Origin of the sequence: Propionivibrio sp. (genome assembly GCF_049316945.1) — a bacterium.
Taxonomy (GTDB): Bacteria; Pseudomonadota; Gammaproteobacteria; order Burkholderiales; family Rhodocyclaceae; genus Propionivibrio.
This window is the reverse complement of the sequence record NZ_JBMOJE010000141.1, coordinates 1-11,443: the sequence shown is the minus strand read 5'-3', so window position 1 is coordinate 11,443 and position 11,443 is coordinate 1. Positions and strand designations below refer to the sequence as shown.

Here is an 11,443-nt window from a genome sequence, read left to right as displayed (position 1 = left end):
CCTTCTGGCAAGCTTTGGCACAAAGTTCCATATCAGTTTTGCGTGATTACTTATGGCAGTTCCTCGGAACCGAACGTGCAAGGGCGCGAAGTCTACGTACTGGATTTCAGTTATCCGCGGCCTCGGCTCGAAGCAATGCGGCAAACGGCCAATTCCCTGGTCGTTCTGGACCACCACAAGACGGCGCAAGAAGACCTGGACGGTTTTCCCGGTGCCATTTTCGATATGACCAAGAGCGGGGCACGTCTTGCGTGGGAGTATTTTCACCCCGGCAAGCCGCTTCCGAAACTCCTGGCCTATGTTGAAGACCGCGACCTGTGGAACTGGAATCTGCCCGAGTCAAACGATTTCCTGGCTTACCTGGACACCAGGCCCTTTGATTTCAAGGTGTGGGATGACTTGGCCCATGTCAGCGACGACGCGTTGAGGGACATCCTCATCATCGGCCGGCATATGAACGCCAAGTACGACAACCTGGCCGCCATGATGGCGGAAGACGCAGAACCGGTTAACTTCTGTGGGGTGTTGGGGTCGAAGCTCAATGCCCACTCCTTATTTACCAGCAAGGTTGGCGAACCGCTTTATCGGGCCAACGGGACGTTCTCCCTGCTTTGGCGCATCGAGAACGGGCGGCTGAAAGTGAGTCTGCGCGCCAGAAAAGGCACCGTCGATGTGGCCGAGATGGCGCGGCGCTATGGCGGAGGGGGGCATAGCGCCGCCTCGGGCTTCAAGCTGACGCTGGGCACCCCAGCGTGCGACGCATTCATCGCCCAATACATCACCGGGCCAGGCGAGTAACGGTGCGAAATAGGCGGAACAGACAGCCGATGCATTGAAATAATTTGCTATATCCTTGAATACAGTGCATATTATGTGCAGCGATTTCGAGCATAGTGTTGTTGTTTGTTGGTTTAGCATCCGCAGTTCTGCGGCCCAATTCCCCCATTTTTACCTCGCCGTCTTGATAGTCGCCCCACCCTGGGGCTCGACCCCGTTTACTTTTGGAGATTCAAGATATGGCAGCAGGTACAGTTAAGTGGTTCAACGACGCCAAGGGCTTTGGCTTTATTACACCGGATCAAGGGGGTGAAGACCTCTTCGCCCATTTTTCCGCGATTCAAGGAAATGGCTTTAAAACCTTGAAAGAAGGCCAACTCGTCACTTTCGACGTCACCACTGGGCAGAAGGGCCTCCAGGCCAGCAACATTCACCCGGCCTGAAGACTCAACGGCATGGTTTTCCATGCCCCGACGATTGCAACTAGCCCGGCAAGTGCCGGGCTAGTTTTTCCAACTTCTCAAAAGATAGAACATGGCCAAAGAAGAACTTATTGAAATGCAAGGCGTGGTGGCCGAGGCCCTACCCGACTCACGTTTTCTGGTAACGATGGACAACGGACACAAGCTGGTTGCTTATACCGCTGGCAAAATGCGCAAGAACCACATTCGCATTCTCGCCGGGGACAAGGTTTCCCTGGAACTTTCTCCCTATGACCTCAGCAAAGGTCGCATTACGTTCAGGCATATCGAGGGGCGTCCCGCCTTTGGCGCTACTCAGCGACGTTAAGCCTGGCTTCGGTATAGGCATGCCGTGGATGATTGGCATGGACGTGCAATTTTTTCACCGGAGATTCTGCGGACATTGGCAGGTATCCCTCCCGCACAAGACCCGATAACCGTATCCTATGCTGAAGGGCATTTGCTGATCGGTCCGATGACGATTCCCTGCCAGTGGACTAACCCTTCAGCGCAACGGATCCAGAACCTCTCTAATCCTGGCCTCGTCGGCCTGCTTGCGCTGGCAAGGACAATTTCCAGATCGGACTATCTCGGTGCGGGATAGGGCAGCAAAATCCGGAGCGCGAAGGAAAAAGCGGAGCGGCGCATCAAGAATGCTGCGGCCCAGTTGATCGAACTGGAAATCAGCGAAGCTGACATACGAGCCCTGGTCGAAGCGCGAATTTCTAATCGATTTAGCGAACAGCAACAACCGCCGGGTTAACGCCATACCTCAGTGGCCAGGCAAAGACTGGCTAATCGGATCAGTAGGCCGGTTCTGGCACGCCAATGAAATTGGCGGTTCCTTTTTGAGTGACCGCTATCAAATCCTCAATGCCGCACTGAAGCACAGCGATCAGGCCGCCCAGCACGGCGGTAGATACGTGGCTGGATTGGCCATCGACAATGCGGATTAGTTGGGGAACAGAGATTTCAACGCCGATGGATTTCAGCATGCGCTGCAGTGCGGCAACAGAGCGGATACCGCGCTCGGCCATGACGATACGTATACGAAATGCCAGCGTGGCTGGGCCACACGTAGCGGGGGAAAAGCGGGACATGGTGTCGATCCTCACAAAACGACAGGGTCCGATAAACGGATCAGCAGGATTGCTGATTTCGTGAGTGTATCAAAAACAACACTAAAACAAAATTAGTTTCATAAAATGATTGACTCTTTCAGAATTGGTTAGCATAATCCATTCTCATTCGATAACCTGCCGACATTGGCAAAACGACAAAAGGAATAACAGCGAGATAGCGCAGCTGGCAGCCCACGGGGTTCATACCCATGAGGCCGGTGGCGCTGTTGGCAACTGAGACACCTCTCTCGCAACCAGAAAACATCATGAACGTAAACCTCATCACCTCAATCGCTACAGAACGGAATCCGGCCATGGCCGGCTTGCCGTCATGTGCAGCCCTCGCTACGCGCCAGAGCTTTAAGCGATTCGAGGCAGCGATTTCGATCGATTCCGAGTGCTCGTTTAGTGGTGCGAATTGTGGTTATCCAAGCAATAGTCATTCATGGAATTTTGGAACAGGAATCATCCGGGAGGGACAACAAATGGCGTAGGCCATTCGTCCCTGGCAGCAGAAAATGCTGAAGCCCGGATCTCCGTAAGGAGTCCGGGCTTTGTGTTTTTGATCATGAAATCCTTCCCATTCGGAAGGTCCGTCCCGGTAGCGATGCGGTTGCTCTTAAACAATTCGGATGCGGTTGAACTGTCAATCACGGAAACAGGATGTCCTCACACATCCGGTCGCCGTTATCGACAGCCCCACAGGCGCGCCGCTGGCCTGTCCATCCCTTCTGGGATGGAGAACAGCGGCACTCTACCCATTCATTGACCATCAGGAGATTGAATCATGAAGCTAAAAATCAAGCCACGTAACCCGCTCGTGGCACTTTCCAGGTTCAGAAAAGCGGGGCCCCATCAAAAGCCCTTCAAAACACAACGTCGTGCCGAGCGAATCGAATTGTTGAAATCAATCAATGGTTCGAGGACGACAAGCCATTCTTCCTCTGAGCCTCAACCCAAGCATCTGGTTCTCAGGTGTTTCGGTTGATGCTCGGAATATTGATCCAGCACGCTACTAAGGAGAGCACCATGCAAGCAGACATCATTCGCCAATTCCTCGAAACCTCGAGGCGTTATCTCAACAGCGAAAACAGTAGTGCGGGGGAGTGAAACGGACAATCATCCCGGTCTCATAAGCCGGTGATAGCGGGTTCGACTCCCGCACCCGCTTCCAGTCAGGGTGTGGCGCAGTGGGTAGTGCGCCGCGCTTGGGGCGAAGAGGTCGTTGGTGCGAACACCAGGCACCTTGGTCAATTCAAACACCTGTATCTCTGCCACATTCTCGCCTTCGTTCAACGGAGAGGACGCGACGCTACGAACGTCAAAATGGAGGTTCGATTCCTTCAGGCGAGGCCAGTTTCGGAAGGTTGGCCGAGAGGTCCAAGGCGCCCGCCTGCTAAGCGGGAGTCCGGCGAAAACCGGACACCGGGGTTCGAATCCCCGACCTTCCGCCAAAAAGCAAGTGCCCCGCTGGTGTAGTGGCAGCACAAGAGCCTCCAAATCTCTTGGTGGGAGTTCGATTCTCTCGCGGGGTGCCAATAGGCGTTGTCTCTCTGGCGTAAGTGGTCTGCGCGCCTGTCTGAAGTACAGGAGGATGCCGTTCGATTCGGCGGGGAGACACCAGAATCATTGTGCAGTGGCCGAGCGGTTGAAGGCGTCAGTCTGCAAAACTGAAGGCAATAGCCCACGGCGGTTCGAATCCGCCCTGCACATCCAAATTCGACAAAGTTTTCTGTGGTGGTCGTGGTGTAGTGGCTCTGCATTGCTGGCTGTGAACCAGCAGGTTCCGGATCGTAACCGGACGATCACCCCACACGAATTTTCCGGCATAGCTCAGCACTCATTTTCATTCGAGTGGCCCCCTACGACTCGGTGTGCGGCAACTCGTCATGTCCTGAACCAAAGCAACAACCGCCTCCGAATTCCATGACTTGGCGCCTGAAAGGAGCGCAGCAGGGTGATAACTATGGTGCAAATACTTGGACTCGATGTCGCCGGCAATCCGGCGCAATGGCTCACCACGCAACAGGCGATCACGGCCGCTGCGACGGGCGGTATCGCCTGGCAGTGGGGTGATGAAGCCATGGTGTTTCGTGGCGGATGGAACTGTGCCGGGATACGTTCGACCATCGAATTGCGCCCCATCGTGGCGTTGGCCGGGCGCAAACCGGATGCCTGGCTACGTGTAGAACTGCCGCTCACCAATACGCTGTTATTCCGTCGCGACCGTCACACCTGCGCCTATTGCGGGGATGAATTCGCACCAAGGGATCTCAGTTGCGACCACGTGATACCGCGCGTTCAAGGGGGAACGGATCGCTGGACGAATGTTGTCACCGCCTGCAAATACTGCAACCAGCGCAAGGGAGGTCGCCGGCCAGAGCAGACGCGAGGCATGCAGTTGCTGTTCGTGCCGTATGCGCCGTGCCTGTGGGAGCACTTCATTCTTTCGGCGCGAGGTATTCAGGCGGATCAGATGGATTTTCTGAAGGCCAGGTTGCCGCGGCACAGCCGAATTTTTAACTAGCTCATCCCATGAGCTTATTGCATGGAATGATTTGAAGTCGGACCCAGGAGCAATGAAAAATGCCGATCAAGGAAGTCATGACCTCGCAACGCGTTCCAGTCAAAATCTGGACTGACGATGTTGATGAGAAGTCGAGAGAGCAACTGAGCAATATCGCCAGCCTGCCTTTCATCCATCATCACGTCGCCGCGATGCCGGACGTGCATCTTGGCATCGGTGCGACCATCGGTTCTGTGATCGCGACGCACAAAGCCATCATTCCGGCCGCCGTCGGGGTCGATATTGGCTGCGGCATGGTGGCCTGCCGGTTGTCGATCACGGCCAATGATATCGAGGAAAAGTCACTCAAGAAGGTCTTCGACCAGATCAGCCGCGATGTTCCGGTCGGTCGGGCGCAGCATCGCGACGAGCGTGTGCTGATCAATGCGGCACACCCGTTCGAGGCAAGGCTGGATGACATGACCGCCAAGCATCCGCAATTGCTGAAAGCCTTTGGCAAGTTCTCGAAGTGGGTCAATCAGATGGGCACGCTCGGCGGGGGTAACCATTTCATCGAGGTCTGCCTCGACGAATCGAACCAAGTCTGGATCATGCTGCATTCGGGAAGCCGGGGCATCGGCAATGCGATGGCGGATTACTTCATCAAGTTGGCCAAGCGGGATATGGAGCAGTGGATGATCCATCTGCCAGATCAGAATCTTGCCTATTTCCCTGAAGGCTGCGAACACTTCGATGATTATGTCGAGGCGGTCACTTGGGCGCAGGAATATGCCTTCAAGAATCGCCAGTGCATGGTCGATCTGGTGCTGGCGGCCCTGGCTCGCCATCTTCCTGCCTTCGAGGTCACCAGCGAGGTCGTTAATTGTCATCACAACTACGTGGCCCAGGAGCATCATTATGGCGCCAATGTCTGGGTCACCCGCAAGGGTGCGATTCGGGCACGCGAAGGCGATCTCGGGATCATTCCCGGCAGCATGGGTGCAAGGAGCTTCATCGTGCGCGGCAAGGGCAATCCGGAAAGCTTCAATTCCAGCGCACACGGCGCAGGGCGCAGGATGAGCCGGACGGCGGCCGAAAAGCAATTCACGGAGGCCGACCTGGTGCAGCAGACCGAAGGCGTGATCTGCCGCAAGGACAAGGGCGTGGTTGATGAAATTCCGGGCGCTTACAAGGACATTGACCAAGTGATGGCCAACCAGAACGACCTGACCGACATTCTGCACACGCTGAAGCAGGTAGTCTGTGTGAAAGGGTAATTGTTTTGAAGTACGTCCTCCATAGCCTTGCACTGCACAGAAGAGGCGTACTCAGGATCCAGGGGTGCAAAGGCGCCTGGATCCAGAGTTTTCCGGGTTGTTTCAATGCCTGCTTTGGAGAAGAAAAAAACCGACCCCCCTCTCTCTAAGCCAGAGTGGCCGCCGTATTCTTGGAGAAACAGAAATGAAAGGCAGAAAACACGAACTAAACCTTGACCCCGCCCAAGTGCCAGATCAGGGACTCTGGATTACAGGTGACGCAGCCGACGCGCTCAAGCGTGGGATGGTCGAAAAGATTTCGATGCTGCGGCGTGCGCCGACCATCCCCAGATCGGAATTGGACATATCCGATCAAGTGGAGGTTGACGGGATAACGGGGAAATACCGGCTGAAGGAAAATTGACATGCGATCGATTGATAGCAATATGGCAATTGCGGTTAGAAACCACTGGCACGGGGTAGAAACACCAGGCATTACGCTTTGCCCGCTTCTGGCAGACCTTGACCGTTTGCTAATTCATCTTGATGCGGTGGGGATGACGCCCGGTGACGCATTGCTCCCATGCCCTGAGTGCGGCGATTACCACCGATGGATGCTGCTCAAGGAACTGCTGATTTTCGCCCTGGATGCAACCCCGCCCCGTCACAGCAAACTACTGGCGGTAGTCAATGGGAATCTTGATGAAGTGCGTGCGATGTATGGCGGCGCGGATGGGTATCGAAAGTATAAAAAAGACGCCGCGGAGTTTTTCGCCAGGGTGGGCGCCGGTAACAACTATTCGCTTTAGCCATTTTTTTGTCTCAGGATTCCTGGCTACACCGATATACCGCTGTTGTGAAAGGATTGACTGAATATTTTCCGACGATACTGAAAGCCTTTCCGATGGGTAAAACAGCACTTGCTCAGTATGACGTTTTGCCAATCAAGTTGGAGTCGGCGCTTCATCGACAACTTGCCGCCAGCGGACAAACCCAGTGTAGCCCGCAACAATGGCTTGGCATCCTGCGTAATTTGCAACAGAAGGGGGTCAGTGGCGCCGAGATTGAATGGTCGGGGATCATCACCCGTCTGGAATCACACCCGGCGCTCAAGGTTCATATCAATGAGTTGCTCGCGCCAATGGCCGGGGCCCCTCCCTGCGAACTGGTTCTACAACGAAGAATCACCGACGCGTTCGCTCCGATCGTCCGTTACGTGAAGGTGGAGCGTCCGGCTGAATTTCCACCCGAAATCATTCGGCGCGGACGACGCGAGGTTCGCTTCCTGCATTACCGGGATCGGAGCTTCGGACTGTCCATCTGGCTGCATGTCGAAGTCGACACCGGGATTTTCGGACGACACAAATACTGGTCGTTCTCGGTTCCCAGCGGCCGAAAGCATCTGCCATCATTCACGGTCGGAAAACAATTCTCCAGCGCCTCGGAGGCAATGGCCTACGGGCGGGAATTGGTTGCACGCATGGAGCCGGGATTCGTCGGCCCGGTCAAAAGCCTCAACCGCTTTACGCGCTTCGCCTTGCCCAGTGGAGACCATTACACCGAATGGCTGATTACAGCGCCCAATCTCCCCGTGGACTATTGGGGGCATCATTTCGCCATCAGAAATATTGTCGCTCATGTACGAACGACCGAGCGTCCGACACCCCAAGGCTTTCGTTTGCTGGTGATGGAGGAAATCCAGAGTGACTGGAATCAAGTGCTTCGAGAAGCTATTCAGGCGCAGGCGAGGCGACATCCGATCGCGGATGAAACCATCGGTCTCTCTGAATTGGACGATATCGACCAGCCACCATTCAATCCCTATCAGAATCATTGGCTGGATGCTGCGCTTCGGATGATGTTGCTGCTTGCCGCGCACAAAGGGTTGGCGGGAATAGCCTGGTTACCAGGGCAGGTGCATGCCGAACGCTTTCATTGGGCGAATGCCCACGGCCTGAAAGTATTCTATGATCAGATCGTTCCGTCTGCGGTGGAAAAACTGGCCAAGTCCTGGGGCGCAACATTAGGTGAAGCCCAGTTCGCAACCTTGAGCCGGTGCTTCGGTGTAAGGAGGCTTACCGGTTCAGGAAACTGGCGTGTCATGAATCTGGATTCGCGGCAGCTTATTGCCGACGAGTTTCCCGATTTCGATAGTGCGGAAGCTTTTCGCAGATCGAAGGAAACACACGTATTTGAAACTGTAGCCTGTCTTTCTCTATCGCATGAGATGCGCTCTGACATCCTTGAGAATGGTCTGCCTTACTTGGGTGCGGTAGGTAAGCGGCGGGTAAATCAACCAAGGTTGTGAGCGCTTTGATTACCGAATCGAGATTCATGCCGCTACGTGGGCGTGCGTGAATTCGTCAGTGCCAAACGTGAGTTACGTATTTTTAAATTCAATGATTTGTATCCTCGCCCTCCTTGGCAAGAAGAATGTTTCAACTAGGCGTCGTCAATTCTCGAACAGGTTGACTTTGGCGACAACGAGTATCGGTTTCGGACGAATCCAGGCGACCAGCCCATCAATCCTGTATCGCTCGTTGCCGATTCCGCACAGGGCAAATCGGCAACGAGCAAAGCAATCCTCCAGGCTCGTTTGACTTGTTAAGGAATTTCGGGATGGGGATTGATAGCCTGCCATCTTCAGTCGGCGTGTTTCCTCAGAAAAGCTGGAATATCATACCGATCAACGGCTGCAGGGGGAAATTGACCATTGGCAGCCCAAAGTTCGTTCAGCAACTCACCGAAACGGGCAACCAACGGCCTTTGGGGCGTGTGGTTTCCTATCGCCGCCTTGGCTTTCTCAACAAATGCTTCTCCCAATAGCTCCATTCCATCGTGTTCGGTCAGTGCCTGGTAAAGCGCAAGTAAAACTTCCTTTTCTCCGTGTCCCTCGTGGACGAGTTCATCGAACAGAGTACCCAATTCCTTTGGCAGCCCCATCCGTGTGATTGCCTTCTTGCTATTGGGAAGCGAGCCAAAGAGCTTTCGATTGGTCTGAGTGCTCAATTTGCGCAGGAATTGCATGTACGGATGCGGAGCGTAGGACGCCTGAAGCGATTCCATGCTGACGTTTCGGCTCTTTCGAACAACCGCCGGGACGTCACATTGTGAATAATCGATGGAGGATAAACGGCTTACACAACTGGCAACGTAGGGTGAGGCGCATTGGATAACCGTGCTCGTTCCACCCCAACCCGCAGGCAGCATCTGCGGCACCACTTGAAGTTCCGGTAGAGCGATTGCCTTTTCGTCGGCGGCCCGCTCGACCGTGATGAGGTAATCGGTCTGCTCTGTGATGAGTTGGTAGCGAACAGCCCAATCCTGCTGTACCGATGCCTGGAGGCATCCGAGATGCTGCCTGGCCGCGATTCGCACGATCGTGTCCGAAAGCTCTGCCGCCGGAGCAACCAGAACGCTCATTGCCACCGCCGTTCTGCCGGCAGATTCAAAACCAATTTGCACCGGGTCCGTAAATGGGTCAGCGAAGGCCGCAACCACCGTGTAAGCGTCTCCAGCAAAACAACCTTTTTCCGGCCGACTTTCCCAAAGTGGCTCACTCGGCCACTGAATTTCCAGCCGACGCATTTCTGGCTGGCGCATGCGATTAAAGTGCCTGAAGATGCGGGCCGACATGTCTTCGTTGGGGGATACCAATTCACAACTGCCGTCCGTCTGATCCGCCAATGCGCGTACTGTATCCTCCGCCACCGCCGAACCAATGCCGACGGTGAAGATGCGAATTCCTTTTTCCTTGGCCTTCCTGGTCGCGTTGTCGACGGCCCAGGCTTCACCGTCGGTGAGCAACAGGATATCCATGGGATGACCGTCGGAGTAAGCCAGCGCCAGTTCAAGCGCATGACTCAATTCGGTGCCTCCCAGATTGCCGAGTGTTGTCACAAACCTGCGAGCCATGTCGATATTCTTCCGATTGGCTGGCTGAAGTTCTTTGTCGAAATGCTCGAAGCGCGTGCCGAAGCCCATTACCGCGAAACGCTCCTTCGGGGTCAGGCTGCCGAGTCCCAACTGAACCCCTTCTTTGGCGAGCGACATGCTGTCACCCATCATGGAGCCGGAACAGTCAAGAACGATGACAATATCTCTCGCGTTGCTGTGGTCCGGTTCAACGGCCGGCGGCAACAGCGTCAGCATCGCCACGTGCGTCTCACGAGCGGATGCGCTCACGCCCAGCGATTGCACTGTCTCATTCTCGATTTCCAGAATGAAATCCCGGTCCATCGACGCCCCGGCGGCCAGCGTAATCGTGATCGAGTCGGCCTGGGGTTTATAACTCACCCGGTGACTTGGACAAGCAATGGAGGATTTTGCCAAGGGACCTTCCACCTTGATTACCAAACTCAAGGGATATTCAGCGTCCATGCGGGTGGTCGGACGTTGCCAGGGTTGCATACCGGCGGGTTCGCCATAACGGGGAGCCAGTGTCGTCGGTAGACGATAACGAATGCTCCGGCCATTCCAGTCCAAAGCCTCCGCATAGGTCAGCGTGATTTCAATCGCCTCGCCGGCCATGACATTTCCGAGCGTTGCGCTGTAAATCCCTTTCTTTATTTCCTGCAAACGGAAAGCGGAGTTCCCCTCGGAAATGGCTTCTTCGTAGGCGACTTCGGCTGCCTTGCGTGCTATCACGATGCCGTGATACTTGCGTTCGCCGACTTGCACGGCAAATGAGAGGAGCGCGCCTCCGACTGGCAGCGGAAAGGTATAAGCCAGTTCCAGATTGTCTTTACTGTCATTGCGGAATTTTTGAGTCAGCGTTGTTTCCGCAAGGAGGCCGGCAATACGGGCGGACACCTCAACACCCCGCAGGGCAATCGACTCCCCAGATTCAATCGCCATCAAGCCAAAGTTATTCATTGCCGTTTCCTTTTTCGATAGAAGGGGGAGTTGCTTGTTTTGTTTCCTGATAGAGGCTCATCACCTTCCTGAACAGGATGCGGAGTTGTTCCGGGGATAAATCCGATTCGCCCGCTTCGATGTGGAGTTCTATGCCAGGGGCGACCAGCAAGCGACTCCATACTTCAATCGTCCCCGGCGCCTTGGGGCGGGGAGGGGGCAGGGCAGTTTCATCGTCATGGAGCAGTTCCCGGATTCGATCCAGTGAAAGACCTGCCGTTTGCCATTTTTTTATCGTCAGCAACTGCTCCACATGTCGCGTGGTGTAGCGGGCGCCGCGGTTCTGCCCATCGGGCCGGTCAACCAGACCCAACTGGATATAGTAGCGAACGGTACGCGAGGGTAGTTCGACCAAGTTCAGACTTCCTGATCCAGTCCGTATTTATTCAGTATTTATAGGAAATTAGT

At 54.9% G+C, this 11,443-nt stretch carries 13 protein-coding genes and 4 tRNA genes; 12 read left to right on the top strand and 5 right to left on the bottom strand.

From position 1 onward, the window contains the following. The 3 genes from ACOYNV_RS22350 to infA form a co-directional block, all read left to right on the top strand. A partial coding sequence (locus ACOYNV_RS22350) for a hypothetical protein (protein WP_422902017.1) occupies positions 1-798 on the top strand: 798 nt, incomplete at its 5' end. A gap of 218 nt (positions 799-1,016) precedes the next feature. After that, positions 1,017-1,220, top strand: a complete 204-nt coding sequence (locus ACOYNV_RS22345; RefSeq protein WP_422902016.1) for a cold-shock protein — start codon at positions 1,017-1,019, stop codon at positions 1,218-1,220. 91 nt (positions 1,221-1,311) lie between these two features. Next, a complete protein-coding gene (infA, locus tag ACOYNV_RS22340; RefSeq protein ID WP_422902015.1) occupies positions 1,312-1,566 on the top strand; it encodes a translation initiation factor IF-1 in 255 nt (84 codons plus the stop codon). 177 nt (positions 1,567-1,743) lie between these two features. Here the strand turns inward: infA and ACOYNV_RS22335 are convergent, their stop codons facing one another. The 3 genes from ACOYNV_RS22335 to ACOYNV_RS22325 form a co-directional block, all read right to left on the bottom strand. Further along, entirely contained in the window at positions 1,744-2,007 is a 264-nt protein-coding gene (locus ACOYNV_RS22335) for a hypothetical protein (RefSeq protein WP_422902014.1), read from the bottom strand. Between the two features lie 34 nt (positions 2,008-2,041). After that, positions 2,042-2,338 (bottom strand): helix-turn-helix domain-containing protein, encoded by a 297-nt coding sequence (locus tag ACOYNV_RS22330; RefSeq protein WP_422902013.1) that lies wholly within the window; start codon positions 2,336-2,338, stop codon positions 2,042-2,044. Positions 2,339-2,456: 118 nt separating this feature from the next. Then, entirely contained in the window at positions 2,457-2,675 is a 219-nt protein-coding gene (locus tag ACOYNV_RS22325; protein ID WP_422902012.1) for a hypothetical protein, read from the bottom strand. A 965-nt stretch (positions 2,676-3,640) separates the two neighbouring features. Between ACOYNV_RS22325 and ACOYNV_RS22320 the strand changes: the two genes are divergently transcribed. The 9 genes from ACOYNV_RS22320 (at position 3,641) to ACOYNV_RS22280 (ending at position 8,429) form a co-directional block, all read left to right on the top strand. Beyond that, positions 3,641-3,715 (top strand) — tRNA-Arg (locus tag ACOYNV_RS22320). Between the two features lie 5 nt (positions 3,716-3,720). Next, positions 3,721-3,813, top strand: a tRNA-Ser gene (locus ACOYNV_RS22315). A 10-nt stretch (positions 3,814-3,823) separates the two neighbouring features. Further along, positions 3,824-3,897 (top strand) — tRNA-Trp (locus ACOYNV_RS22310). Positions 3,898-3,989: 92 nt separating this feature from the next. Next, positions 3,990-4,075: transfer RNA gene (locus ACOYNV_RS22305), tRNA-Cys, on the top strand. A gap of 250 nt (positions 4,076-4,325) precedes the next feature. Beyond that, a complete protein-coding gene (locus ACOYNV_RS22300) occupies positions 4,326-4,886 on the top strand; it encodes an HNH endonuclease (protein WP_422902011.1) in 561 nt (186 codons plus the stop codon). A 59-nt stretch (positions 4,887-4,945) separates the two neighbouring features. Further along, positions 4,946-6,142, top strand: coding sequence for an RtcB family protein (locus ACOYNV_RS22295; protein ID WP_422902010.1), 1,197 nt, complete (start codon positions 4,946-4,948; stop codon positions 6,140-6,142). Between the two features lie 184 nt (positions 6,143-6,326). After that, positions 6,327-6,545, top strand: a complete 219-nt coding sequence (locus ACOYNV_RS22290) for a hypothetical protein (protein ID WP_422902009.1) — start codon at positions 6,327-6,329, stop codon at positions 6,543-6,545. Between the two features lies 1 nt (position 6,546). After that, on the top strand, positions 6,547-6,930 hold the full coding sequence (locus ACOYNV_RS22285) for a hypothetical protein (RefSeq protein ID WP_422902008.1): 384 nt from the start codon (positions 6,547-6,549) through the stop codon (positions 6,928-6,930). Positions 6,931-7,025: 95 nt separating this feature from the next. Next, the gene (locus ACOYNV_RS22280) at positions 7,026-8,429 is read left to right on the top strand and encodes a hypothetical protein (RefSeq protein WP_422902007.1); all 1,404 of its coding nucleotides are present in this window, start codon (positions 7,026-7,028) and stop codon (positions 8,427-8,429) included. A 335-nt stretch (positions 8,430-8,764) separates the two neighbouring features. On the opposite strand, the gene ACOYNV_RS22275 is transcribed toward ACOYNV_RS22280, so the two are convergent. Both ACOYNV_RS22275 and ACOYNV_RS22270 read right to left on the bottom strand, forming a co-directional pair. Next, positions 8,765-10,978 (bottom strand): VIT and vWA domain-containing protein, encoded by a 2,214-nt coding sequence (locus ACOYNV_RS22275; protein WP_422902018.1) that lies wholly within the window; start codon positions 10,976-10,978, stop codon positions 8,765-8,767. 10 nt (positions 10,979-10,988) lie between these two features. After that, on the bottom strand, positions 10,989-11,390 hold the full coding sequence (locus ACOYNV_RS22270) for a MerR family transcriptional regulator (RefSeq protein ID WP_422902006.1): 402 nt from the start codon (positions 11,388-11,390) through the stop codon (positions 10,989-10,991). Positions 11,391-11,443 lie beyond the last annotated feature (53 nt).

Bases quoted from the DNA above. Each gene is read 5' to 3' on its own strand.
- ACOYNV_RS22345 (WP_422902016.1), top strand. From the start codon at position 1,017: ATGGCAGCAGGTACAGTTAAGTGGTTCAACGACGCCAAGGGCTTTGGC.
- infA (WP_422902015.1), top strand. From the start codon at position 1,312: ATGGCCAAAGAAGAACTTATTGAAATGCAAGGCGTGGTGGCCGAGGCC.
- ACOYNV_RS22335 (WP_422902014.1), bottom strand. From the start codon at position 2,007: ATGGCGTTAACCCGGCGGTTGTTGCTGTTCGCTAAATCGATTAGAAAT.
- ACOYNV_RS22330 (WP_422902013.1), bottom strand. From the start codon at position 2,338: ATGTCCCGCTTTTCCCCCGCTACGTGTGGCCCAGCCACGCTGGCATTT.
- ACOYNV_RS22325 (WP_422902012.1), bottom strand. From the start codon at position 2,675: ATGGCCGGATTCCGTTCTGTAGCGATTGAGGTGATGAGGTTTACGTTC.
- ACOYNV_RS22300 (WP_422902011.1), top strand. From the start codon at position 4,326: ATGGTGCAAATACTTGGACTCGATGTCGCCGGCAATCCGGCGCAATGG.
- ACOYNV_RS22295 (WP_422902010.1), top strand. From the start codon at position 4,946: ATGCCGATCAAGGAAGTCATGACCTCGCAACGCGTTCCAGTCAAAATC.
- ACOYNV_RS22290 (WP_422902009.1), top strand. From the start codon at position 6,327: ATGAAAGGCAGAAAACACGAACTAAACCTTGACCCCGCCCAAGTGCCA.
- ACOYNV_RS22285 (WP_422902008.1), top strand. From the start codon at position 6,547: ATGCGATCGATTGATAGCAATATGGCAATTGCGGTTAGAAACCACTGG.
- ACOYNV_RS22280 (WP_422902007.1), top strand. From the start codon at position 7,026: ATGGGTAAAACAGCACTTGCTCAGTATGACGTTTTGCCAATCAAGTTG.
- ACOYNV_RS22275 (WP_422902018.1), bottom strand. From the start codon at position 10,978: ATGGCGATTGAATCTGGGGAGTCGATTGCCCTGCGGGGTGTTGAGGTG.